The sequence below is a fragment of the Inquilinus limosus DSM 16000 genome, from assembly GCF_000423185.1.
GTDB classification, from domain to species: domain Bacteria; phylum Pseudomonadota; class Alphaproteobacteria; order DSM-16000; family Inquilinaceae; genus Inquilinus; species Inquilinus limosus.
The window spans coordinates 529,853-554,119 of record NZ_AUHM01000002.1; the positions used below are offsets into that span (position 1 = coordinate 529,853).

General features: G+C 69.0%; 18 protein-coding genes and 1 riboswitch. Of the genes, 14 read left to right on the top strand and 4 right to left on the bottom strand.

The features are described from left to right. The first annotated feature begins 57 nt into the window (after nucleotides 1–57). The 6 genes from G537_RS0106540 to G537_RS0106565 all read left to right on the top strand — a co-directional run bounded on the left by G537_RS0106540 (nucleotide 58) and on the right by G537_RS0106565 (nucleotide 9,730). Complete coding sequence (locus G537_RS0106540; RefSeq protein WP_026869416.1) at nucleotides 58–639, top strand: NAD(P)H-dependent oxidoreductase; 582 nt, start codon at nucleotides 58–60, stop codon at nucleotides 637–639. A 158-nt stretch (nucleotides 640–797) separates the two neighbouring features. Further along, the gene (locus G537_RS36770) at nucleotides 798–2,903 is read left to right on the top strand and encodes a type VI secretion system Vgr family protein (RefSeq protein ID WP_155888525.1); all 2,106 of its coding nucleotides are present in this window, start codon (nucleotides 798–800) and stop codon (nucleotides 2,901–2,903) included. 30 nt (nucleotides 2,904–2,933) lie between these two features. Further along, a complete protein-coding gene (locus G537_RS0106550; protein WP_155888526.1) occupies nucleotides 2,934–3,485 on the top strand; it encodes a hypothetical protein in 552 nt (183 codons plus the stop codon). 48 nt (nucleotides 3,486–3,533) lie between these two features. Then, complete coding sequence (locus tag G537_RS0106555) at nucleotides 3,534–4,715, top strand: tetratricopeptide repeat protein (RefSeq protein ID WP_026869418.1); 1,182 nt, start codon at nucleotides 3,534–3,536, stop codon at nucleotides 4,713–4,715. Further along, nucleotides 4,705–9,243 (top strand): RHS repeat-associated core domain-containing protein, encoded by a 4,539-nt coding sequence (locus G537_RS0106560; protein WP_026869419.1) that lies wholly within the window; start codon nucleotides 4,705–4,707, stop codon nucleotides 9,241–9,243. The genes G537_RS0106555 and G537_RS0106560 overlap by 11 nt, the downstream gene beginning before the upstream one ends. A 4-nt stretch (nucleotides 9,244–9,247) precedes the next feature. After that, on the top strand, nucleotides 9,248–9,730 hold the full coding sequence (locus G537_RS0106565; protein WP_026869420.1) for a hypothetical protein: 483 nt from the start codon (nucleotides 9,248–9,250) through the stop codon (nucleotides 9,728–9,730). A 15-nt stretch (nucleotides 9,731–9,745) separates the two neighbouring features. On the opposite strand, the gene G537_RS0106570 is transcribed toward G537_RS0106565, so the two are convergent. Next, the gene (locus G537_RS0106570) at nucleotides 9,746–10,819 is read right to left on the bottom strand and encodes an FAD-binding oxidoreductase (protein ID WP_026869421.1); all 1,074 of its coding nucleotides are present in this window, start codon (nucleotides 10,817–10,819) and stop codon (nucleotides 9,746–9,748) included. Between the two features lie 253 nt (nucleotides 10,820–11,072). Then, nucleotides 11,073–12,317, bottom strand: coding sequence for an aromatic ring-hydroxylating oxygenase subunit alpha (locus G537_RS0106575; protein ID WP_026869422.1), 1,245 nt, complete (start codon nucleotides 12,315–12,317; stop codon nucleotides 11,073–11,075). Nucleotides 12,318–12,427: 110 nt separating this feature from the next. Beyond that, nucleotides 12,428–12,637: riboswitch (cobalamin riboswitch) on the bottom strand. 206 nt (nucleotides 12,638–12,843) lie between these two features. Here G537_RS0106575 and G537_RS0106580 point away from each other — a divergent pair. Both G537_RS0106580 and G537_RS0106585 read left to right on the top strand, forming a co-directional pair. Next, nucleotides 12,844–13,566 carry a haloacid dehalogenase type II gene (locus G537_RS0106580; protein ID WP_026869423.1) on the top strand — a complete coding sequence of 241 codons (723 nt, stop codon included), beginning with the start codon at nucleotides 12,844–12,846 and terminating at the stop codon, nucleotides 13,564–13,566. 29 nt (nucleotides 13,567–13,595) lie between these two features. Beyond that, complete coding sequence (locus G537_RS0106585) at nucleotides 13,596–14,087, top strand: Lrp/AsnC family transcriptional regulator (protein WP_026869424.1); 492 nt, start codon at nucleotides 13,596–13,598, stop codon at nucleotides 14,085–14,087. Between the two features lie 34 nt (nucleotides 14,088–14,121). Here the strand turns inward: G537_RS0106585 and G537_RS0106590 are convergent, their stop codons facing one another. Further along, on the bottom strand, nucleotides 14,122–18,975 hold the full coding sequence (locus G537_RS0106590) for an NAD-glutamate dehydrogenase (protein WP_026869425.1): 4,854 nt from the start codon (nucleotides 18,973–18,975) through the stop codon (nucleotides 14,122–14,124). A 312-nt stretch (nucleotides 18,976–19,287) separates the two neighbouring features. Here G537_RS0106590 and G537_RS0106595 point away from each other — a divergent pair, with 312 nt between their 5' ends. The 5 genes from G537_RS0106595 (at nucleotide 19,288) to G537_RS0106615 (ending at nucleotide 22,825) form a co-directional block, all read left to right on the top strand. Continuing rightward, nucleotides 19,288–19,722 carry a DUF5818 domain-containing protein gene (locus G537_RS0106595; protein ID WP_155888527.1) on the top strand — a complete coding sequence of 145 codons (435 nt, stop codon included), beginning with the start codon at nucleotides 19,288–19,290 and terminating at the stop codon, nucleotides 19,720–19,722. Between the two features lie 105 nt (nucleotides 19,723–19,827). Further along, nucleotides 19,828–20,778: an ABC transporter substrate-binding protein gene (locus G537_RS0106600; RefSeq protein ID WP_026869427.1), complete on the top strand. Its 951-nt coding sequence runs from the start codon at nucleotides 19,828–19,830 to the stop codon at nucleotides 20,776–20,778. A gap of 44 nt (nucleotides 20,779–20,822) precedes the next feature. After that, nucleotides 20,823–21,602: an ABC transporter permease gene (locus G537_RS0106605; RefSeq protein WP_026869428.1), complete on the top strand. Its 780-nt coding sequence runs from the start codon at nucleotides 20,823–20,825 to the stop codon at nucleotides 21,600–21,602. Continuing rightward, nucleotides 21,599–22,390 carry an ABC transporter ATP-binding protein gene (locus G537_RS0106610; RefSeq protein ID WP_026869429.1) on the top strand — a complete coding sequence of 264 codons (792 nt, stop codon included), beginning with the start codon at nucleotides 21,599–21,601 and terminating at the stop codon, nucleotides 22,388–22,390. The genes G537_RS0106605 and G537_RS0106610 overlap by 4 nt, the downstream gene beginning before the upstream one ends. Nucleotides 22,391–22,453: 63 nt before the next feature. Then, complete coding sequence (locus G537_RS0106615) at nucleotides 22,454–22,825, top strand: YciI family protein (RefSeq protein ID WP_026869430.1); 372 nt, start codon at nucleotides 22,454–22,456, stop codon at nucleotides 22,823–22,825. Here the strand turns inward: G537_RS0106615 and G537_RS0106620 are convergent. Beyond that, nucleotides 22,822–23,445: a TetR/AcrR family transcriptional regulator gene (locus tag G537_RS0106620; protein WP_026869431.1), complete on the bottom strand. Its 624-nt coding sequence runs from the start codon at nucleotides 23,443–23,445 to the stop codon at nucleotides 22,822–22,824. The genes G537_RS0106615 and G537_RS0106620 overlap by 4 nt on opposite strands. 113 nt (nucleotides 23,446–23,558) lie before the next feature. On the opposite strand from G537_RS0106620, the gene G537_RS0106625 reads away from it, so the two are divergent. After that, nucleotides 23,559–24,227 (top strand): glutathione S-transferase N-terminal domain-containing protein, encoded by a 669-nt coding sequence (locus tag G537_RS0106625; protein ID WP_342665192.1) that lies wholly within the window; start codon nucleotides 23,559–23,561, stop codon nucleotides 24,225–24,227. Nucleotides 24,228–24,267 lie beyond the last annotated feature (40 nt).

Sequence of the window (24,267 nt, forward strand, 5' to 3'; positions counted from 1 at the left end):
GCAGCGATTTCGGGTGAGGGGGCGGTCCCGGCCTCTCCGCCCGGCGGGACCTGACCCATGCGCGTCCTGGTGCTGTTCGCGCATCCGGTCGAGACCAGCTTCCACGCCGCGCTGCACCGGGCGGTGGTCGAGGCGCTGCGCCGGGCCGGGCACGAGGTCGACGACTGCGACCTCTATGCCGAGGGCTTCGACCCGATCCTGACCCGGGAGGAGCGCCTGCGCTACCACGACCTCTCGGTCAACCGCCGGCCGGTCGAGGCCTATGTCGAGCGTCTCCTGCGGGCCGAGGCGCTGGTGGTCATGGCGCCGGTGTGGAATTTCGGCTTCCCGGCGATCCTGAAGGGCTGGTTCGACCGGGTGATGCTGCCCGGCGTCTCCTTCGTGCTGAAGGACGGCCGCGCCTATCCGAACCTGCAGCATATCCGCGCCCTGACCGTGGTCGTCTCCTATGGCGGCCCGCGCTGGGCCACCATGCTGATGGGCGACCCGCCACGCAAGCTGGTGCGGCGCTGGCTGGGAGGCCTGATCCGTCCCCGCGCGCCGGTGCGCTATATCGCCCTCTACGACATGAACCGCGCCACCGCGGCGGACCGCGACGCCTTCCTGGCCCGGGTGGTCCGGGCCGCACAGCGGCTCTGATGCCACAATCTGCCCTATATGGGCCGACAGGATCAAAATCAGACCACATTTCCCTCCTCTAATCGCTAATGTTCGGAATCGGCAGACCCAGTCGCCGAGAACCGTCGGGCCAGCCTCGCTCAGAGGTCCGGGCCTCCACGTTTGCGGGGAGGGGCGCGATGACAGCCTATGATTTTGCCGGATCATTGACGCAGCAAGGCCGTCTTCTGGCGATCGAGACTCCGATCGGCCCGGATATCTTCCTGCTCGAAGCCATGGAGGGGGAAGAGGAGGTCTGCGCGCTCTTCTCGTTCCGGCTGCGCGTCCGCTCGAAGCGTCAGGACGTGACGCCGGCGGACATGGTCGGCCTGCCGGTCTCCTGGTCGCTGGAGCTGCCGGGCGGCGGCCGGCGGGAATGGTCCGGCGTGGTCGGCGCGCTGGAGGCCGGCCCGATGCTGGGCGACGGCATGCGGGCCTACACCGTCACGGCCCATCCCTGGCTCTGGCTGTTCGGGCACACCTCCGACTGCCGCATCTTCCAGCACAAGACGACGCAGCAGATCCTGGAGACGATCTTCGCGGAAGCGAACATCCGCGACTACGACTTCAGGGGGGTGATCGGACCGAAGGCGGTGCGCGAATACTGCGTCCAGTACAACGAGACGGATCTGAACTTCGTCTTCCGTCTGCTGGAGGAGGAGGGCTGGGCCTGGTGGTTCCGGCACGAGCCGGGCCAGGACGGGGCGCCGGGACGGCATGTGCTGGTGGTCGCGGACGGTGCCCATGCCTGGACGTCGGGCGAAGAGCCGACGATCCGCTACACCACGACCGATGTCGATCTGAACGACGTCACCGCCTGGACCCGCCGCTTCAGCTTCCTGCCCGGGCGGCTGGCCGAATCGGACTGGAATTTCGAGATGCCGCGGGCGCCGCAGATGCGGGACCAGCCCTCGCTGGCGCCGATCGGCTCGAACAAGCCGTTCGAGGTCTACCATTGGGGCGGCCGTTTCGCCGACCGCGACCGCGCCGACCAGGTCACCAAGCGCCGGATCGAGGCGCATGAGGCGCGGTTCGAGACGATCCAGGCCGAAGGCGGCAACCGCCGGATCCAGCCGGGCCAGAAGTTCACCCTCGCCGGCCATCCGGCGGCGGCCGAGAATGCGGATTACGCCGTCGTCTCGGTGCATCACGCGGCCTATGACCCGACCTACGCCAACGATGCCGGCGGCGGGCTGCCCCGCTACGAGAACCGCTTCGCCGCCATCCCCGCGGCGGTGCCCTATACCCCCGAGCAGAAGACGCACCGGCCGCGGATCGACGGCGTGCAGACCGCGACCGTGGTCGGCCCCCCGGGCGAGGAGATCCACACCGACCGGTACGGCCGCATCAAGGTCCGCTTCCCCTGGGACCGCTACGCCAAGGGCGACGACGGGGATTCCTGCTGGCTGCGCGTCAGCCAGCCCTGGGGCGGCCGCAACTGGGGCGCCCAGACCATCCCGCGCATCGGCATGGAGGTGCTGGTCGCCTATGTCGAGGGCGATCCGGACAAGCCGCTGGTGGTCGGCGTCGTGCCGAACGCCGAGATGATGCCGCCCTTGTCCCTGCCCGGGCACAAGACCCGGACATCGCTGAAGACCTCGTCCAGCCCCGGCGGCGCCGGCTTCAACGAGCTGAGCTTCGAGGACAAGGCCGGCGCCGAGGAGGTGTTCCTGCACGCCCAGAAGGACGCCAGCGAGATTGTCAACAACAACAAGCTGCTGACCGTCGGCAATGCCTACACGGCGGCGGCGCAGACGCTGCACATGACGACGGTGCAGTCCTCGATGTCGACGATGACGCCCGCGGACATCGTGCTGCAGCACCTGGGCAGCATGATCCGGATGGATGCCAAGGGCATCACCATCTCCTTCGGCAGCGGCCACGCGATCCATCTCAGCGACCAGGGCGTCCAGATCCGCTCGACCAAGGCGGTGCAGGCGGTGCAGGGCGATGTAGCCAACTTCGTGTCGATCACCGGCGAAGGCGTCTACACCAAGGGCAAGGCGATCCTGCAGGATGCGGCCGGCGAGGGCGCGCACCGGATCCAGATGACCGCCGACGGCATCGGCATCAACTCGAACGCCAAGGTCCAGGCGTGGCAGGCCGAGGACAACTTCGTCCAGATCGACGGGGAGGGCGTGACCACCGGCGGCCGCAACAGCATCAAGAAGCACGCTGCAGGCTCGACCCTGGAGATGAATGCAACGGGCATTTCGCAGAAGGGCCCCCTGATCCGCCTGAACTGACCGGAGATCCCGGCGAGAGGGAGAACGCGGATGGTGTTTTCCGGAACCAGGGTTTCGGCGCCGCCCATGGCGGCGGCCAACGGCATGACGGACATCGCGCTCCGCCAGGCCACCAACAGGATGGTCCAGCCGCTGATGGAACAGATGGCGGCGCCCTCGCCGGCAGGGGTCACGGACCACCGGGCCGGACGGGCGGCCGGCGCCCTGCCCGGCGGGCTGACCGAGCTGGCGCAGGGGATGCTTCCGTCGCCGCCGGATCTGGTGCCTTTTCCCGACCTCCCGCCCATGCGGCTCACCAGCTTCACCGGGCGGCTGCCGGCGTCGGCCGGCGCGCCGCCGCAGCCCCTCGCCTCCGGTATGCCGCAGTTGCCGGCCGGGGCGGCGCCGCAGATCCCTGGCGCCGCATCGCAGGCGTCCCGCATCCCCGAGGCAGCGACGGCGGCAGCGGCGGTGCCGCGGACCGAGGCCCCCAAGGTGCCGGGCGCGGCGGACGCCCCGCCGGCCTCGCCCGAGGAGGCGGCCGCCGAGGCCCTGGCCGAGAAGACCCGGCGGCCGGGGAAGAGCCGGCGGACCGACGGTTGATCCAGCGTCCACCCGGCGCATGGCTGATCATGGCGTGAGGGCTCCGGCATGCCGCTGACGGCGTTCTTCTCCGAACAGCTCGACCTGATCGAGGATTTCCTGGACGCGCCGGTCCCGGCCGTCCGCATCGTCCTGATCGATCCGGAGATGCGGGGGATTCTCCTGCGCATGCTGGCCGGGCTGGACGAGCAGGAGGATTTCCGTCACCTGCTGATCGCGCGCGACGCCGCCTTCCACGATCCCGCCGGCTGGTTCGGGGGCCTGCTCGACAGCCTGAACGCACAGATCGAGCAGCATGCGGAAGCCCTGGCCGAAGCCGGCGTGGAGCCCGGACCGGACGAGGACGGGCGGTCCCCGCCGTGGCGGTTCCTCGGGCGCGCGGAGCGGCTGGCCGAGACCCTGCCCGCGGCGGTCGGCAGCCTCGTTTTCCTGATCCACCCCGATTCGGTGGAAGACCGCGAGAGCTTCGCCCGATCCGTCACCTTCCTGGCCGACAAGGTCTCGAGCCGACGGCTGAAATTCATCGTCCTCGACGAGCGGCGCGCGCCGTGCCTGGCCGCGCTGGCGTCGGGCCATCCCAAGGCGGACACCCAGACCTTCTGGTGCTCGCCGCCGGAGATGGAACGGCGGGTGAACGAGGTGCTGGAGCAGTCCGCCGCCTCCCCGTCGGACCGCCGGCGGGCGCTGATGATGGCCGCCGGCTTCGCCTTCTCGAACCGAGACTATCCGCGGGCCGAGGCGCTGCAGCGGCAGCAGCTCGAGGCCGCGGAATCGGCCGGCGAACCGGTGGAGCAGGCGATCGGCGCCTATGGCCTCGGCAACACGCTGCTGGCGGCGGGGCGGCCGGAGGAAGGGGCCGAGGCGTTCCTGCGGGCCTGCGATCTCTGCGTCGCGCACGGGCTGAACGAACTGGCGCCGATGGCCTACACCAATCTCGGCGTCGCGCTGCACCGCCTCGGCAACTTCGAGCAGGCCTTCGAGGCGATGCGCGTCGGCAGCCGGTTCTTCCGGGCGCAGGGCAACCGGCCGGGCGAGGCCTTCGTCTGCGACAACCTGGCGAAGATGTATCAGGAGCGGGGTCAGCCGGACGAAGCGGCCCGGGTCTGGCGCTATGCGCAAGGCCTGTATGACGGCATCACCAATCCGGACCTGCAGGATGTGCGGGAGGCCGGCAGCGCCGACATCCGCGAGAAGCTGGAACAGCTGGGGCAGGCCGGCCATGGCGCTTGATCCGAACGCGGTCGGCGGGGTCATCGCCCGCGGCGGCAATGCGGCGCACACGGCCCAGTCCGCCGCAGGCGAACACAACGCGCTGGATGTCTGGACCCACACCGCCCAGGGCGCCGGCCGGCAGGGCGCCACCGGATCGATGGACCTCAGCCATATCGGCTCGACCCCGGTCGGCGATGTCCCCGGCGCCCTGGCGGGGCAGGCCGGCAGCCTGGTCGACGCGGTGAAGGCGATCGGCGCCGCCGACGGCGCCCTGGCCACGACCGGCGCCACCTTCGCCGCGCTGACTTCGGCGGAGCAGCTGCTCTCGATCCCGTTCTCGGCCATCCCCTTCCCGGCCCTGCCGGCGGTGCGGATCCTCGACATGGCCATCGGGCTGCCGCACGCCCACAGCCATCCGCCGAACCTAATTCCGCCGGCGCCGCCGATCCCCCTGCCGAGCTTCGGCCCGGTGATCCCGATCCCCTTCCTGTCGGGGGCCAGCACGGTGCTGATCAACGGCATGCCGGCGGGCCGCTGCCTCGATATGGGGCTGGGGATCTGGTGCGGCGGCTATTTCCCGATGTACGAGATCTTCCTCGGCTCCTCCTCGGTCTGGATCGAGGGGATGCGCGCGGCCCGGCTCGGCGTCGACATCACCAAGCACTGCGTCTTCTCGTCCTTCAAGGTCGCGCCGGGCGACCCGCCGCTGGGCGTGCCGATCGGCACCACCGTGACGGCGAGCCCGAACGTCATCATCGGCGGCGTGCCGATGCCGTCGCTGACGGCGTTCGCCATCGGCGCCGCGATGAAGGGGATCGGCAAGGGCCTCGGCAAGCTGGCCGGCCTGGCACGGGCCGGCGTGAAGAGCGGGATGTCGAAGCTGCCGCGGGTCTCCCGCGCGGTCGACAATCTCGCGGCGCATGCGCGCGGCCTCGGCACCCGCCTCAAGGACCGCATCGGGAAGCTGCTCGGCGATCCCGTCGATATGGCGACCGGCGACTGGGTCGATGTCCGCACCGACATCGAGATCCCCGGCGTCCTGCCGCTTGAGCTGACACGCGTCCACCGCTCCGGCTGCGATGTCCAGGGCGCGCTCGGGCGGCGCTGGTACGACAGCTGGAGCCAGCACCTGATCCGCGATTTCGAGCGGGACGCGGTGATCTGGGTCCGCGACGACAGCGCCGAATTCGCCTTCCCCTGGCCGGGCCGCCGGGGCATCGGCGAGAATCCGCTGCTGCCGCGGCTGCGGCTCGAGATCCGCGGCGGGGAGGCCCGGATCGTCGACATCGTCGACGGGGCCTACTGGGCCTTCGCCACGCCGGCCGACGGGCCGTCGCCGATCACCGCCATCGGCGACCGGCACGGCAACCGGATCGATTTCGAGCGCGACGGCCGAGGCCGGCTGCACGCGGTCAGCCACACCGACGGGCACGAGCTGTCGGTCGAGACCGACGCGGAGGGCCACATCCTGGCGGTGCACATGCTCTCCGACCCCACGGGGCAGGAGGGACGACCGCTGACGCTGGTGCGCTATGGCTACGACGCGCGCGGCTATCTCGAATTCGTCGACAGCCTGTCCGGCGGCATCTTCCACTACCGCACCGACGACGAAGGTCGCGTCATCCGCTGGGCCGACAGCCTGAAGACCTGGGCCGAGATCGACTACGACGAAAGCGGCCGGGTGGTGGCGACGCGCGCCGCGGACGACCTGTTCCACGACCGCTACGAATATGACGACGCCGAGCGTCTGGTCCGGCAGATCGCCGCCAACGGCGCAGTCACCACGTTCCGCAGCGACGAACGGGGGCAGGTGGTCGAGCGGACCGACGCCGAGGGCGGCGTCGCGCGCCAGGAATGGTCCGAGCGTGGCGAGCTTCTCGCCTGCGTGGACGAGCTCGGGCATCGGACCGAATACAGCTACGACGCGTTCGGCAATCGGACGGAGATCCGCCATCCCGACGGCACCCGCCAAAGCTTTCTGTTCGACGGCCAGGGCCGTCCGGCCGGCTTCGTCGATCCGGCCGGCCATCGTTGGACGGAAACTTGCGACCACGACGGCAATCCGGTCCGGATCGTCGATCCGCTCGGCGGGATGATCGAATATCAGTATGACGGAAAGGGGCGCATCCACACCGTCACGACGACCACGGCTCCCGATGCGCCGAAGGCCGTCTCCCGGCTCGAATACGATGCCTTCGGACGGGTTGTCGGGATCATCGATTCCCGCGGCGGGCATAGCACGATGACCTACGACAGGCTCGGCCGCGTTCTGTCGCGGCGCGATCCTGTCGGCGAGCAGACCCGCTTCGCCTATGACATGCGCGGCAACATGACCGAAGCCGTTCTGGCCGACGGCACACGGATCGCCGTGGCGTATGACAGTGAGGGCAACCTCGTCCGGTTCCGAAACGGCGAGGGTCATACCACGCGCTACACCTACGGCGCCTTCGACCTGCTGTACGAGGTGACCGACGCCGAAGGGGGGCGCTATCGTTATGAATACGATGGGAGCCGACGCCTGACGGCCATCATCAATCCGAAAGGCGAGCGCACCAGCCTCATCTATGACCGCGCCGGCCGGCTGGTCGAGGAGACCGATTTCGGTGGCCGAACCTCTTCCTACCGGCACGATGCCGCCGGTCGCGTAGTCGAACGGGTCGAGCCGGACGGTGCCATCCGCCGCTACGTCCGCGATCCGGCCGGCCGGGTGGTCGAGGAGATAACAGCCGAGGGCAGCCGTCGCTTTGCCTACGACGAGCGTGGCCTGCCGGTGGAGGCTAGCCTCGACGGGCACACCGTCACCTGGACTCACGATGCGCTCGGCCGAGTGATCGCCGAGGCTCAAGACGGCGTCGAGGTCCAATCCTGTTACGACGGGGCAGGCGGTCGGATCGAGCTCAAGACGGCACAGGCGGCGGCGCGTTTCGCCTACGATCTGTCAGGGTTGCTGGCCGCGGTCGGCCTCGGCGCCGGCGGGGAACTGGCCTTCGGCCACGACCTCCGGGGGCGCGAGACGACGCGAAGCGATCGGCGCGGCTTCTCCCTCCACCAGGATTGGGACGCGCTGGGGCGGATCGTCCGGCAGCGAGTCGGTGATAGCGGCACGCGTCACGCCGGCGCGTTCGGGAGCGGCGGAGTGCTGGTGGACCGGCTGTGGCATTACGACCGCGCCTCCAATCCGGTGGCGATCGAGGATTCGCGCTGGCCCACCCTGCACTACGCCTATGACCGCAACGCTCAAATCGTACAGGCGGCGCCCGGCCGACCCCGGGGCAGTCGCTATGTCGAGGCCTACGTCTATGATGCCGCCCGGAACCTGGCCGGCCGTCAGCGGCTGTCGCCCGAGGCGGAGGAGCCGACCGCGGACGATGACGATGCCATACGCCCAATCGCATCCTGGCGGCCGGGCCAGGGCTGGGCGGTCCTGCCGGGCGGCGCCGTCGCAGTGGCCGGGCGAACCCGCTACGTCTGGGATCGGCGCGGCCGGCTGATCGAGAAACATCGCATCCGCGCCGGCTTCCGGCCGCAGCTCTGGCGGTTCCACTGGGATGATCGCAACCGGTTGGTCGCGGCGGAAACACCAGAGCATGGGCGCTGGCTGTATCGCTACGACGCAATGGATCGGCGCATCGAGAAGCGCCGGGCAGACGGCGGTGGTACTCGTTATCTCTGGGACGGCGACGTGGTGGTGGAAGAAGTGCCGCTCGACCACACCGGCGTGGCCGACCCGTCGCGGGCCGTGGTCTGGACCTATGCGCCAGGATCGTCGGTACCGCTCGCCAAGCGCCAAGGAGAGCGCGTCTGGTATGTGGTGGCCGACCAGATCGGGACACCGCGCGAGCTGGTGACGTCGGATGGCCGTCTGGCTTGGGCGGCAGTGCACGACACCTGGGGCGCGGTCAACGACAATGCCGCACCCGCGCCCGGAGCCGAGACCGATTGCCCGATCCGCTTCCCGGGACAGTGGCACGATCCGGAGACGGGGCTGCACTACAACCGCTTCCGAGTCTACGATCCTGAGACGGGACAATATCTTTCGCCGGACCCGATCGGCTTGCGGGGAGGACTCCGGACCCACGGATATGTAGACACTCCGACCAGTTGGGTCGATCCGCTCGGCTTGGCCACGTGCCTGACAGCCTTGGGGCTTCGCCACCTCAAGCCCGGATACACCTTCCGCCAGGGCATGGCCCATGACCCGGGATTGTCCAACTTCGTGAACGATTTGAAGGCGCGTGGCGTCAACGTCGAAGGCGTCAATCTGGAGATCATGGATTCCAGCAACAGGGTGGTGGGGGAGATCGATGTCCTGACCAGCGAAGGTTCGATTCAGTTCAAGGACGGCGTCTCAAGCGCCAGCGCGGTCATTACACAACTTAGAGATCGAACGATCCCATTCCTCGAAAATCCGGCCGTATCCTTCATCAACAATTCCGCTGGAGCACCACAGAGAGTGATCGACCGCGTCCTGAACGGCGTCAGCAGAAATGGGTATCTTATCACTGACGACATCGACACGATCGCCGCCTTGATGAAACCGAGATGACCTGATGAGCCGATCATTCATCCTGTTCTCGACCGCAAGACCGCTGGAGCTGGTCGACGCCCTTTCTCCCTCCTTCGACGGCGATGTGGAGGTCAGGGAGGAGGACGGGCATTACAACATCAGAGCGCTTTGGAAGGACGGCGCCTTCCTGATATCCCATACGGAAGAGGCAAAGGACGAGACATACGCCATCGGCCTCGAAGACTACCAGGATTCATTACTCTATCTGGAAGAATCAGAAAATGAAAGATTCCAGAAAATGGAAATAAGACTATATCACTGCCAGATTCAATGCGAAATCGAACCAGTAAATCGGTTCTTCCTGTCCATCGATGATTACGCACTGATGATCGACTTTCCGATTTTGATCACCGATACCGAGCTGAAGCCGATGCTGGAAGCCGACATCGGGCTTGACTGGTATCGATGGCATCAGACGCGTCTATCGGACCCTGCGGTCAAGGCGAAGTATTACTCCGATCCATAACCGTCGCCCGCGCGTTTACACCTCCACCTCCACCAGCGCCGTCTCGGGCTGGGAGCAGCAGGCGAGGATCCAGCCCTCGGCAATCTCGTCGTCGGCGATGCCGCCATTGTGCTCCATCCGCACCTCGCCCCTGAGCTTGCGCACCAGGCAGGTGCCACAGAGGCCCTGGCGGCAGGCGGTCGGGATGCGCAGGCCGCAGCCTTCCGCCGCCTCCAGCACGGTCTGGCCCGGCAGCACCGCGGCCCTGCGGCCGGAGCGGGTGAAGGCCACCTGCATCCCTTCCCCCGCCGCCTCGACCGGCGGCGCGATCGGGGACACGGCCGGCACCGGCGCGGGGGTGGCGCCGAAGCTCTCCTCGTGCCAGCGCGCGGGCGGCACGCCGAGCTCTCCCGCCAGGCGCCGGGCCGCGTCCATGAACCGGTCCGGGCCGCAGCAGAACACCGCCCGCCCGGCGATGTCCGGGCAGAACGCGGACAGGAGCGCCCGGTCCAGCCGGCCACTGGCCCAGCCATCGCCCGCCGGCGCGCCGGTGACGACGAAGCGCAGCCTGAGGCCGGACGCGACCTCCGCCATGTAGCCCAGCTCCGACCGGAACAGGAGGTCCTGCGGCCGGCGGGCGAAATGGACATAGACCGCGTCGGTCTGCGGCGCCGTGTCGAACAGCCAGCGCGCCATCGACATCATCGGCGTGGCGCCGCTGCCGGCCGACAGGAACAGGTAGCGCTCGGCCGGGTGGTCGAGCAGCGAGAAGCGGCCGGAGGGGCCGTGCGCCGTCAGCGCGTCGCCGACCCTGAGCCGGTCGAACAGCCAGCGCGTGGCGACGCTGTCCTTCTGCGCCTTGGCGGTGATCTTGGCGTGGTGCGGCCGCGACGGGGTGGAGGCCAGGGTGTAGGTCCGCAGCACCGGCTGCGGCCCTACCGGCAGCTCCAGCGTCACGAACTGGCCGGGGCGGTAGGAGAACCAGCTGCCGTCCTCCGCCTCGAAGCGGAAGGTGCGGACATCCGGCGCCTCCTCACGGATGCCGATGCAGCGCAGCCGCGCCGACTTCGCGTTCCACAGCTTCGGCGTCGCGGTCAGAGGGCCGGGCATAGCGGCTTCCCCTGATCTCGGCGACTCAGGCCTTCAATTCTTTGTCCCCCCTCCCCTCGCGGGAGGGGGATAGGGGGAGGGGATTGTCTCGACCCGCACCGGCGTTCAAACGCGGCAAACCGTCCCGGCCCTCGGGGAGACCTCAAAGCCTTTCGCGCGCAGACGCGCGCAGACCCCTCCCCCCGCCCCCCTCCCGCAAGGGGAGGGGGGACAAGGAAGGGAGCCGCAGTGCTTCTCTTCAAGCTGGGGCCCCTCAAGCCACGTCGCGGATCGTGGCGGTGCCGCCGCCAAGCCGGCCGGAGATGGTGTCGGCGTACCAGTCGACGAACTGGATCACCGCGCCCTCGTGCAGCCGCGAATAGGGCCCAGGCTCATAGGCCGGGGACAGGATGCCGCGCTGGTTCTCCTCGACGATGCGGCGGTCCTCGTCATTGGTCGCGGTCCACACCTCGGTCAGGGCCTGCAGGTCGTAGTCGACGCCCTCGACCGCGTCCTTGTGCACCAGCCATTTGGTGGTGACCTCGGTCTCGGTCGGGCTGATCGGCAGCACCCGGAAGCTGAGCGCGTGGTCGGCCAACAGATGGTTCCAGCTGTTCGGGTAGTGGTACAGCAGCATCGAGCCGAGCCGCGCGGTCGGGAAGTCGGCCAGCAGGCGTTTCACCGCCGGCTCTCCGCTCATCGTCATCGAATGGGCGTCGTTGATGAAGGGAATCCGCATCACCCGGTACTGCAGGTCGGGCGAGATCCGGAACCGGCTGGGCAGGCCCAACGCCTCGCAGCGCTGCCAGTGGCCGAGGATCTCGGGGCTCTCCTCCATCCCGTCCCGGCCGCCGGTCAGGGTCGGCTGATCGGAGAAGACGCGGCACAGCTCCGGATGGTTGCCGGAGCAGTGGTAGCATTCCCGGTTGTTCTCCATCACCAGCTTCCAGTTGCCGCGCTCGATGATGGTCGAGCTGTGGGCGACCTTGGCTTCGGCCAGCCGGTGCGGCGCCATATAGGGCTCGACCATGCGGCGGAACGGCTCGAAGTCGCGCGGCTGCTCGGCCAGCGAGAGGAAGATCCAGCCGGCGACCTCCTCGCATGCCACCGGCTTCAGCCCGAACTGCGCGGCGTCGATGTCGCCCATCATGTCGCGGGCGAAGACCAGCTTGCCCTCGAGGTCGTAGGTCCACTGGTGATAGGGGCAGACCAGGCGGGGGCGCGAGCCGCGCTCGTCCGTGCACAGGCGCGAGCCGCGGTGGCGGCAGACATTGTGGAAGGCGCGGACGGCGCCGTCGCGGCCGCGCACCACGATCACCGGATAGTCGCCGATCTGCACGGTCAGGAAGTCGCCCGGCCGCGCCACCTCGCAGGCATGGCCGATGAACAGCCACTCCCGGTAGAAGATGTGCTCCAGGTCCAGCGCGTGATAGGCGGGGCTGGTGTAGAAGTCCCGCTTCAGGCTGAAGCCCGGCGCGCGGGAGAGCAGATCCATCAACATGGCCGAACGCGCTTCCATACCCGATCCTCCATGGGCACGGTCGCAGATGTGGCATCCGGGTACGCGCGCTCGGCGACCGGGCCGGTCCCTCGCGAACATGCCCGCCGACCGCCCACCGCGATCACCGAGACAAACTCCGTCGAGGCTGGTTTCCGGGCTTCGGCGGGCTTCCTGGCCGGTGCGGCGCCTTCCCGGATCGCTCCAGTGGCCCCTGCCGCACCTTCACCGCCGTAACCGTTGCGGGGGCAGCGCCGGACTTCCACCGGCTTCCCAATTATCCGGCCCGCCGCCGCTCTGTTCCGCGGCCTCGGACCGGCACCTCTTGGCGGGGATCATGGCGCGACTCCGCGGCCCCGCACGCTCCAGAGCCGACACGCCATGACGCGGCTGCGACACGAATCCTGTGCCGGCCGCGGCACGGCATTTTCTGCTGCCGGACGGCCGCGTCTCGCCAGCTCCTGCCGCCGCACGGCGCGAATGCGCAGCCCTTGCCGTCGGCGCCGGGGCATTAACTGGAAAGCAGAGCCATCTGGAGAACGCCGCCATGAAGCTGACCGACTTCAAGATCCTGACCTTCGACTGCTACGGCACGCTGATCGACTGGGAGACCGGCATGGTCAACGGGCTGGCGCCGCTGACCGCGCGCGCCAAAGAGCCGCTGAGCCGCAATCAGATCCTGGAAGCCCATGCCCGCCACGAGTCGGCGCAGCAGCGTTGGACCCCGGCGCGCCGCTACGACGAGCTGCTGGCGGTCGTCTACAAGCGCCTGGCCGAGGAATGGGGCGTGGCGGCGAGCTGGGAGGAGGCGCTGGCCTATGGCCGCTCGATCAAGGACTGGCCGGCCTTCGCCGACACCGCCGGTGCGCTGCAGTACCTGAAGAAGTACTACAAGCTGGCCATCCTCTCGAATGTCGACAATGCCAGCTTCGCCCTCAGCAACGTCCGGCTGCAGGTCGAGTTCGACGCGATCTTCACCGCCGAGGACATCGGCAGCTACAAACCCTCGCACCGCAACTTCCAGTACATGCTGGAGAAGCTGGACGGCCTGGGGATCGCCAGGGGCGAGATCCTGCACACGGCGGAGAGCCTGTTCCACGACCATGTGCCGGCCAAGGCGGCGGGGCTCGCCACCTGCTGGATCCACCGCCGCCACGCCGAGGGTGGCTTCGGCGCCACCATGCCGCCGGAGTCCGAGCCCAACGTCGATTTCCGCTTCACCAGCATGGCGGATCTTGCCAAAGCTCACCAGGAGGCGCTGCGGGGTTAACCTCCACAGCCGATCGGACGAGGGGAAGGATGGCGGGCGCGCCGAAGCTGGACCGGATCGACATCGCCATCCTGGCCCGGCTGCAGGCCGACGGGCGGATCACCAACGCCGCCCTGGCGGAGGCGGTCGGCCTGTCGCCCAGCCCGTGCCTGCAGCGGGTGAAGCGGCTGGAAGCGGCGGGCTACATCACCGGCTACGGCGCCCGCATCGCCCTGTCCAGGCTGACCGAGACGGTGACGGTGTTCACCGAGGTGACGCTGGCCGACCACCGGCGCGAGGACTTCATCCGCTTCGAGGCCGGCCTGGCGACGGTCGAGGAGCTGCTTGAGTGCCACATGGTCAGCGGCGGCTACGACTACCTGCTGCGCTTCCTGACCCGCAGCATCGCGCATTACCAGCAGGTGATGGAGGCGCTGCTGGACCGCCGCCTCGGCATCGAGAAGTACTTCAGCTACATCGTCATCAAGTCGCCGATCCTGCGCCAGGCCGCGCCGCTGCAGAGGCTGCTGCGGGCGGAGTGAAGGGGCGCCGCGCCGGCGACGCCCCAGCCCGTCCTCACCCCGTCGCCAGACCGCGCAGGTTGCGGTTGGCGACGGCCAGCATCGACAGGTCGACCTGGTCCAGCGCCTTCAGCTCGGAGACCAGCTGGTCGATCCGGTCCACCGGGGCGCGGCGGTGGCCGACCCAGGCCTCGACCACATCGGCCCCGTCCGCGCCCGAGGGCGCCGCCTGCAGCGCCCGCACCGCGAGGTCGGCCTGCAGCGTGTACAGGTCGTCGACGATCGCCCCCACCGCCTGCTTCTGCCAGTGGTTGGTGGCCGGCATCCGGCTGGCGCCGTCGCGCAGCCAGGCGAGGCCGAGCCGGCGCCCGGTCTCGAAATAGACCGACGCCACCTCGCTGACGCTGCGACCCGCCTGGTCGGCGATGCGGATGATGTCGAGCCCCGCCGCCCACAGGTTCAGCCGGGCGACGCGCCGGGCCAGATCCTCCGGGAAGCCGGCCTCGACGAAGCCGCGGGCGCGGGCGTCGATCACGGCGCGGGCGTCGTCGAAGATCGCGGCGTCCAGCTGGCTCTCCAGCTCGGCCAGGCCGGGCTTGAGATGCGCCACGTCCTGGCCGACGTCGAGGCCGCGGCCCTGCTGGCGCAGGATCCAGGCGACGCTGCGCTCGATCAGCCGCCGCGTCGCCAGCATGGCGCGGATCTGCGCCTGGGCCTCGGCCTTGTTGTCCAGCGCTTCGACCGCCGCCCAGATGTCGCGCAGGCTGAAGCTGTCGCGCACGATCAGATAGGCGCGGGCGATGTCGGCCACGCCCATCCCGGTCTTGTCCGCCATCTCCGAGACGAAGGTGGCGCCGACCCGGTTCACCATGCTGTTGGTGACGTGGGTCGCCACGATCTCGCGCCGCAGCCGGTGCTGCGGGATGGCGTCCTTGAAGCGCTCGCGCAGCGCCGTCGGGAAGTACAGGAACAGGTCGTCCAGCAGGGCCGGGTCGTCCGGCAGGTCGCTGGCCAGCAGCGCGTCGTAGATGGTGATCTTGGCATAGGCCAGCAGCACCGCCTGCTCCGGCCGGGTCAGCCCCTCGCGGTTGCCCGAGCGCTGGGTCAGCTCCTCGTCGGTCGGCAGCATCTCGATCACGCGGTCGAGCTTGCCCGCCTTCTCCAGCCCGCGCATGAAGCGGGCCTGCTGGTCCAGCACCTCGAAGCCCTCGCCGACCGCGAGCGACAGCGCCTGGCTCTGCAGGTAGTTGTCGCGCAGCACCAGCTGGCCGACCTCCTCGGTCATGCTCTCCAGCACCTGGTTGCGCTGCTTCAGCGTCAGGTCGCCGGCCTGGACCACGGAGCCGAGCAGGATCTTGATGTTGACCTCGTGGTCCGAGGTGTCGACGCCGGCCGAGTTGTCGATGAAGTCGGTGTTCATCTTGCCGCCCGTGCCGCCGGCGCCGATGCGGGCGTATTCGATGCGGCCGAACTGGGTGACGCCGAGATTGGCGCCCTCGCCGATCACCCGGGCGCGGACGTCGCGGCCGTTGACGCGCAGCGGGTCGTTCGCCTTGTCGCCGACATCGGCGTGGCTCTCGCGGCTGCTCTTCACATAGGTGCCGATGCCGCCGAACCACAGCAGGTCGACCTCGGCCTTCAGCATCGCCTGGATCAGCTCGTTCGGCGTCACCGTCTCGCGGTCGATGCCGAAGCGGGCGCGGGCCTCGGGCGACAGCTTGACCGACTTGGCCTTGCGCTCGTACACGGCGCCGCCGGGCGACAGCAGCGCCGTGTCGTACTGGTCCCAGGAGCCGCGGCCGAGCGCGAACAGCCGCTTGCGCTCGGCGAAGCTGGTCGCCGCGTCCGGGTTCGGGTCGACGAAGATGTGCAGGTGGTTGAAGGCGCCGACCAGCCGCGTGTGCTCGGACAGGATCATGCCGTTGCCGAACACGTCGCCCGACATGTCGCCGACGCCGACGCAGGTGAAGTCCTGGGACTGGATGTCGGTGCCCAGCTCGCGGAAATGCCGCTTCACCGATTCCCAGGCGCCGCGGGCGGTGATGCCCATCTTCTTGTGGTCGTAGCCGGCCGAGCCGCCGGAGGCGAAAGCGTCGTCGAGCCAGAAGCCGTAGTCCTGGCTGACGCCGTTGGCGATATCGGAGAAGGTGGCCGTGCCCTTGTCCGCCGCGACCACCAGGTACGGGTCGTCCTCGTCATGCCGGACGACCCGCTCCGGATGCCGGGTCTCGCCGCCGGCGATGGTGTCGGTGATGTCGAGCATCCCCCGCATCAGCAGCTTGTAGCATTCGATGCCTTCGGCCTGGAACGCCTCGCGCCCGGCCGAGGGCGCCGGCGGCCGCTTCAGCACGAAGCCGCCCTTGGAGCCGACCGGCACGATGACGGTGTTCTTCACCATCTGCGCCTTCATCAGCCCCAGGATCTCGGTGCGGAAGTCCTCGCGCCGGTCGGACCAGCGGATGCCGCCGCGGGCGACCTTGCCGCCGCGGAGGTGCACGCCCTCCATGCGCGGGCTGTAGACGAAGATCTCGCGCCAGGGCCGCGGCAGCGGCAGCTCCTCGATCGACGGGCTGTCGAACTTCAGCGACAGATAGGGCTTCGGCCGCCCCTGGTCGTCGGTCTGGAAGAAGTTGGTGCGCAGGGTCGACCGCACCAGGTTCAGGTAGCGGCGGAGGATGCGGTCCTCGTCCAGGTTGGTCACCGCGTCCAGCGCGTGCTCGATCTCGACCAGCAGGCCGCGGATCGCCACCTCGCGGTCGCCGGTCAGCTCCGGATCGAAGCGGGTGGTGAACATGCGGACGATGGCGCGGGTGATCTCCGGATGCGCCACCAGCGTGTCCTCGATCGTCTCCTGGCTGAAGGCGAAGCGGGCCTGGCGCAGGAACCGGGCATAGGCGCGCAGCAGCGTGACCGAGCGCCAGTCGAGCCCGGCGGCCAGCACCAGCCGGTTCAGCCGGTCGTCCTCCATGTCGCCGGTCCAGATCCGCTCGAAGGCGGTCTGGAACACGGCCTTGAGGCGGTTCAGGTCGATCGCGTCGCCGGTGCGGCTGCGCATCTCGAAATCGTGGATCCAGACCGTCCCCTGGCCTTGGATCGCGACCTCGGTCGGGAATTCCGACACCACCTTGAAGCCGAGATGCTCCAGCATCGGCAGCACGTCGGACAACGGCACCGGCGTGCCGCGGTGGTACAGCTTGAAGCGCAGCTCGTTCGGCCCCGCCTCGATCGGGCGGAACAGGTGCAGCCCGATCTCGCCGTCCTCGTCGATCTCCTCGATCCGCTCGATGTCGACGATCGCCGCGGCGGGCGTGGTCTCCTCGCGATAGCCGGCCGGGAAGGCCTCGGCGTAGCGGCGCAAGAGGATCAGCCCCTGCTCCTCTCCCTTCTTCTCGACCAGCGCCGCCTGCAGCAGGTCGGACCAGCTGCGGCCGGCCTCGACCAGCTTCTCCTCGATCACGTCGACCGGCTCGTCCGTGCCGGCGCCGGGCTGGGTCTTGATCAGGAAATGGACGCGGGCATGCGCCCCTTCGGTCATCTGTGTGGTGAACGCCGTGACCGGGCCGCCATAGGCCTTCTCCAGAATCTTCTGGATGCGGTGGCGCAGGTCGGTGTTGTAACGGTCGCGCGGCACGTAGACGAGGCAGGAGACGAAGCGGCCGAACGGGTCGCGCCGCACGAACAGCGCCGTCCGCTGCCGCTCCTGCAGGTGCAGGATGCCCATGCCGGTGTCGAGCAGCTGCTCGTCGGAGATCTGGAACAGCTCGTCGCGCGGATAGGTGTCGAGGATGTGGCCCAGCGCCTTGCCGTCATGGCTCTTCGGGTCCAGCCCGGCGCGCGCCAGGGTGCGGCTGACCTTGGCCCGGAGATAGGGGATGTCGCGGGCGCTGCGGCTGTAGGCGACCGAGGTGAACAGGCCGACGAACAGATGGTCGCCCACCACCTCGCCGGCATCGTCGAAGATCTTCACGGTGAAGACGTCGAGATGCACCGGCCGGTGCACCGTCGCCTTCAGGCTGGCCTTGGTGACGGTCAGCGGCGCCGTGCTGCGCAGCATCGACTGCGCCTCCTCCGACATCCGGTCGTAGCGGCGCGCGCCGTCGAAGACCGAGACGTCGGGCTGGCGCAGGATGCCGAGGCCGCTGTCCGGCACGATCGCGATCTCGAGCCCGTCATCGGTGCGGGCGAAGTCGTAGCGGCGATAGCCGAGGAAGGTGAAGTGGTCGTCCTCGAGCCATTCCAGGAAGGCGATGATCTCGCGCGTCTCGCCGGGATCGACCGGCAGCGCCCTGTGGTCGAGCTCATCGAGCACGGCGCGGATCTGCTGCCGCATCGCGCCCCAGTCCTCGACCGCGGCGCGGACATCGGCCAGCACCGCCCGCAGCGTCGACGCGATGCGGTCGAGCGTCGCCTGGTCGGTGCGCTCGTCGATCTGCAGATGCATGAAGCTCTCGGCCGGCGTCCCTTCCGGCGCCGCGGCCGGATCCTGCACGTCGGTCAGCCGGCCCTGGGCGTCGCGGGTGACGGCGAGGATCGGGTGGACGACCAGATGCACGGTCAGGCCCAGCTCGGACAGGGCTCCGGTCACCGAATCGACCAGGAACGGCATGTCGTCGTTGATGATCTCGATGACGGTGTGCGGGCTGCGCCAGCCGTAATCGTCATAGACCGGGTTGAAGATCCGGATCTTGACCTCGCCCTTGCGGCGTTCGCCGCCGAACTGCAGCAGGCCGAGGGCGACGCTGTAGAGGGTGTCCGTACCTTCGCGCAGCACGTCGTGCGGCGGCACGTTGCGGAAATAAAGGCGGATGAACCGCTCGGCCATTCCTCCCTTCGCCGGGTCGAGCCGCTGCTTGGCCAGGGTTACGACGCCATCGACGATTTCGGCCTTGTGTTGATCGGCCTTCGACATCCTGCAGACTCCAGAAGAGCGTGCGGCCCGAACGGTGGGGCCGCATCAGGGCCCCAAGGGCATACAATCAACCCGTGTAAAAGGAAACCGCCGAACCGTGACGGTTCATTGGCATTTCCAGGCGGTTTTCATCAGACGATTTGGCGGCCACGACATCTCGGATCACAAAGACACCGCGATCCGGTCTGAAATATCCCGCTTCGGGTCCGGAACGTTCGCTTCGAACGCCGGCTGGACGGCGGCCCCGCTTCGCCTGTATGGAAGATCATATTGGAAGAAATGATTCCGCCGCCAAAACGAGAAAGAGAGCGCGTGTTGTCGACCCGTCATCGCCCCTCGCCGACCCTCTTCATCGCATTCGCCGCGGCGGCCCTGCTGGGCGCCTGCCAGACGACCCAGCAGCAGGCGGCGCAGATCCCGCCCTACGACTTCCCGAAGGTCTCGACCGAGTGGCATGAGGGCATCAGCGTCGTCTACACCGGCACGCTGCAGGTCGGCCGGCCCTGCACCGTGCTGCGGCGCGACGACGGCAGCGAGGTGGCGATCCAGGGCAAGCCCGTTCCGGTCCGGATCGGCGACCGGGTCACCATCTCCGGCCCGACCGCGAAATGGTCGCTGTGCCAGACGCTGGAGACGATCCGCGCCGACAAGGTCGACGTCATGACCAGCGCCTATCTGCCGGCTTCGGGCCCCGGCACCGCCGTGACCGTGGCCCCCGGCGCCGTGGTGGTGCAGCCGACACCCTGACCTGACCGCCGGCCCCGTTCCGCTGCACTGCAAAATCCCGTAGGCTGCGGCGAATCACGCCCGGGTGCCGCGGTGCCCGGGCGACCGGAACAGGGGAACAGCATCATGCGTCTGGGCATCGCCGCCGCCGTTCTTGCCGTGACCGCCGCCATGGCCACCGCCGCCTCCGCGCAGGAGCCGGTGAAGCTGCGCCTGGCGATGAGCGGCTGGACCGGCTTCGCGCCGATCACGCTGGCCAAGCAGCTCGGCATCTTCCAGAAGCACGGCATCGAGCTCGACATCGTCAAGATGCCGACCTCGAACCGCCATCAGGCCATGGCCTCGGGCGACGTGCAGGTCATCACCACCACCGTCGACACCCATCTGCTCTACGCCAGCTCGGGCGTGCCGGTGGTGCAGGTGCTGGCGCTCGACACCTCCTCGGGCGGCGACGGCGTCGCCGTGCGCAAGAACATCGGCAAGTTCGAGGACCTGAAGGGCAAGAGCGTGGCGGTGCAGTTCGGCGGCGTGCCGCAGTTCTGGCTGGCCTATCTCCTGAAGCACAACGGCATGTCGCTCGGCGACGTCAGGCTGACCGACCTGCAGCCCTCCGACGCGGCGGCCGCCTTCGTCGCCGGCCAGTTCGACGTGGCCGTGACCTACGAGCCCTATCTGTCGAACATCCGCAAGGACCCGAACGGCAAGATCCTGGTAACCTCGGCCGAGACGCCGGGCGTGATCATCGACACCCTGGCCTTCCAGCCGGACTACGTCGAAGCCCATCCGGAGGTGGTGAAGGGCGTGGTCGACAGCTGGTTCGAGGCGCTGGACTACATCAAGGCCAACCCGGCCGAGGCCAACCGGATCATGGGCGCCGACGTCAATCAGACCGCCGAGCAGTTCGCCGAATCGGCGAAGTTCGTCACCTGGTACGGCCGCGACGCCAACAAGACCTACATGACCGAGACCATGCCGAAATTCATCAAGGAGGCGGCCGACGTGATGCTGGAGGCCGGGCTGCTGCGGCGCGAGCCCGCGGACCTGACCGCCCTCTACACCGCCAAATTCGTGCAGTGACCTCGGCGTCGGCGCGATATCCGAACCGCTGTTAGGACCGACCCGTGCTCGTCCCGCTCGCCCCCGTCGGCCCCGGCCGCCGCATCGTCCTCGGCATCCTGTGCTTCGTCGCCTTCGTGGCGCTGTGGGGCGCCGCGACCTGGGGCGGGCTGGTCAAGCCGCTGTTCCTCGCCGGCCCCGACGCCACCCTGGCCGCGGGGGTCGAGCTGTTCGTCCGCTTCGGCTTCGTCTGGGACATCCTGGTGACGATGTTCCGGGTGTTCGGCGGCTTCATCCTGGCGGCGCTGCTGGCGGTGCCGCTCGGCATCCTGATGGGCACCTTCAGGGGGGTCGAGGCGTTCTTCGAGCCCTTCGTCTCCTTCTGCCGCTATCTGCCGGCCTCGGCCTTCATCCCGCTGCTGATCCTGTGGGCCGGTGTGGGCGAGACGCAGAAGCTGCTGGTGATCTTCATCGGCTCGGTGTTCCAGCTGATCATCATGGTGGCGGTGATCACCGGCTCGATCCGGATGGAGCTGGTGGAGGCGGCGCGGACGCTGGGCGCCCGCACCCGCGGCATCGTCTTCCGGGTGATGATCCCGAATGCGGCGCCGCAGATCTTCGAGGCGCTGCGGCTGGTGCTGGGCTGGGCCTGGACCTATGTCATCGTCGCCGAGCTGATTGGCTCCTCCGCCGGCATCGGCCACATGATCATCGACGCGCAGCGCTTCCTGGACACCGGGCAGATGATCTTCGGCATCTTCGTCATCGGCACCATCGGCCTGATCACCGACCAGCTGTTCAAGCGGGCGAACCGCGCCCTGTTCCCCTGGAGCCTCGGCCGATGACCGACCTGGTGCGCGTCGAAGGCGTCAGCCGCACCTTCCCGGGCGTCCATGGCGGCGCGCCGACCCAGGCGCTGAGCCCGGTCGACCTGGCGATCGCCGAGAACGACTTCATCACCCTCCTCGGCCCGTCGGGCTGCGGCAAGTCCACCCTGCTGCGCATCGTCGCCGGTCTCGACCGGCCGACCGCGGGCCGGGTGCTGGTCGGCGGCACGCCGGTGACCGAGCCGGGGCCGGACCGCGGCGTGGTGTTCCAGGCCTATACGCTGTTCCCCTGGCTGACCGTGGCCCGCAACATCGCCTTCGGCCTGCGCGAGAAGGGGGTGCCGCAGAGGCAGCAGGACGAGATCGTGGCCGAATACGTCGCCAAGGTCGGGCTGCGCGGCTTCGAGAACCACTATCCGAAGATGCTGTCGGGCGGCATGCAGCAGCGCACCGCGATCGCCCGGGCGCTGGCCAACGACCCGAAGATCCTGCTGCTGGACGAGCCCTTCGGCGCGCTCGACACCCAGACCCGGGCGCTGATGCAGGAGCTGCTGCTGTCGATCTGGGAGGCGGAGCGCAAGACCGTGCTGTTCGTCACCCACGACATCGACGAGGCGGTGTTCCTGGCCAACCGGGTGATCGTGATGAGCGCCCGGCCCGGCCGCATCATCGAGGACCGGCCGATCGCCTTGCCGCATCCGCGGCACTACACGGTGAAGACGACGCCGGAGTTCCAGGAGCACCGCGCCGCCCTGACCGAGGCGGTGCGCCAACAGGCGATGATCGCGGCCGGGATGGCGGCGTAAGGGCCTGCGGCCAGACGGCGACTCAGGCATACTCCCGACCGGACACGGGAAGGGGAGGCCCGGATGCTCTACGCCATTCTCTGCTACAACTCGGAAGAGGTCCTCAGCGCCTGGACGCAGGAGGAGGACGACGCGGTCATGGCCCGGCTCGACGTCGTCCACAAGCGGCTGGCCGCAGAGGGCAAGCTCGGCCCCGCCGCGCGGCTGGCCTTCACCTCCGCCGCGACCACGCTGATGAAGGGCCATCAGCCGCCGCTGGTGATCGACGGCCCCTATGCCGAGACCAAGGAGCAGATGCTCGGCTTCTACGTCGTCGACTGCGAATCGAAGGAGGAGGCGGTCGCCATCGCCAAGGATTTGGAACAGGCCAATCCCGGCCTCGGCGGCTACGAGATCCGGCCGGTCCGGCTGTTCCTGCCCGGGACCGCAGCCTAGTCGGCGCGCGCGGCGCCGCAGATCATCGCCGCGCCCGAATCGGCGATCGCCTCCAGCACGGCGCGCGATTCGCCCGCCCGCGCCCGCACGGCCAGCGAATGCATCACCGCCGAGGCCAGCCGGGCCAGGGCGGCGGCATCGGCGGCGGCGTCGATCTCGCCGCGGTCGCGGGCGAGGCGGAAGCGCTCCTCCAGCGCCTGGTCGAAGACGGTCAGGCTGCCGTGCAGCACCGCGCGCACGGCCGGGTGCAGCACCGCCTCCACCGCCGCCGTGCCGATCAGGAGGCAGCCGCGCGCGCCGGCCCGCTCGTCCAGATAGGTCGCCAGCGCCGCAGCGTAGACCGCGTCGAGCCCCTCGCGCAGGGAGCGGCCGGGGTCGAGCGCCTGCCGCATCGCCGCCAGGCCCTCGTCGCGGTAGCGCTCCAGCGTCCTGAGATACAGCGCCTCCTTGTCGCCGAAGGCGCCGTACAGGCTGGGCCGGTTCATCGCCGTCGCGGCGCTCAGGGCATCCAGCGAGCTGCCGGTGAAGCCGGCTTCCCAGAACACGTCCCGCGCCCGCTCCAGCGCCACGTCGGGGTCGTAAGCCCGCGGCCGGCCACGCTTTCTCGGCTCCTCGCTCATTTTGTACCACTTCGCATAATAAGGCTTGATCCCAGATTAATATTCGATACAGTACAAAATATAGACGGTTTCGCGGCGACGTCGAGGTCGCCGGAGAGAAGGAGGTCTGGGAGATGGCGATGAAGCTCTACATGCATCCGGGCGCCTGCTCGCTGTCGCCGCACATCGTGTGCCGCGAGCTCGACCTGCCGGTGGAGCTGGTCGAGGTGGATCGGCGGACCCACGCGGCGAGCGACGGTGAGGATTTCCTGCGCATCAACGGCAACGGCTATGTGCCGGCGCTGGTGCTGGAGGACGGGCAGACGCTGACCGAGGGGCCGGCGATCGTGCAGTACCTCGCGGATCTCCGCCCCGAGGCCGGGCTGCTGCCGCCACCCGGCTGCGTCGGGCGCGCGCAGGTGCAGTCCTGGCTGAACTTCGTCACCGCCGAGCTGCACAAGCCGATGGTGATGCTGATGCTTCCGGCCTATGCGCCGGCCCGGGCCGCGCTGGCGGCGCTGGTGGACAAGCGCCTCGATTGGCTGGCCGGGCAGATCGCCGGCCCGTATCTGACGGGCGGGCGCTTCACCGTGGCCGACGCCTATCTCTTCGTCTGTCTGAACTGGTCGCCCTGGAACGGCGTCGACCTGGCGCGCCGGCCGGCCCTGGAGGCGTTGCACCGGCGCGTCGCCGCCCGCCCGGCGGTGCAGGCGGCGCTGGCGGCGGAAGGGCTGGTGCGGCGAGACGACGGCTTCTTCGGCCCCCGCCCGGCCGAAGCGGTGGTCGCAGCGGGGGCGCAGTAATACGCGCGGAAGCCAGGGCGGCTTGACTCTGCGGCGGCAT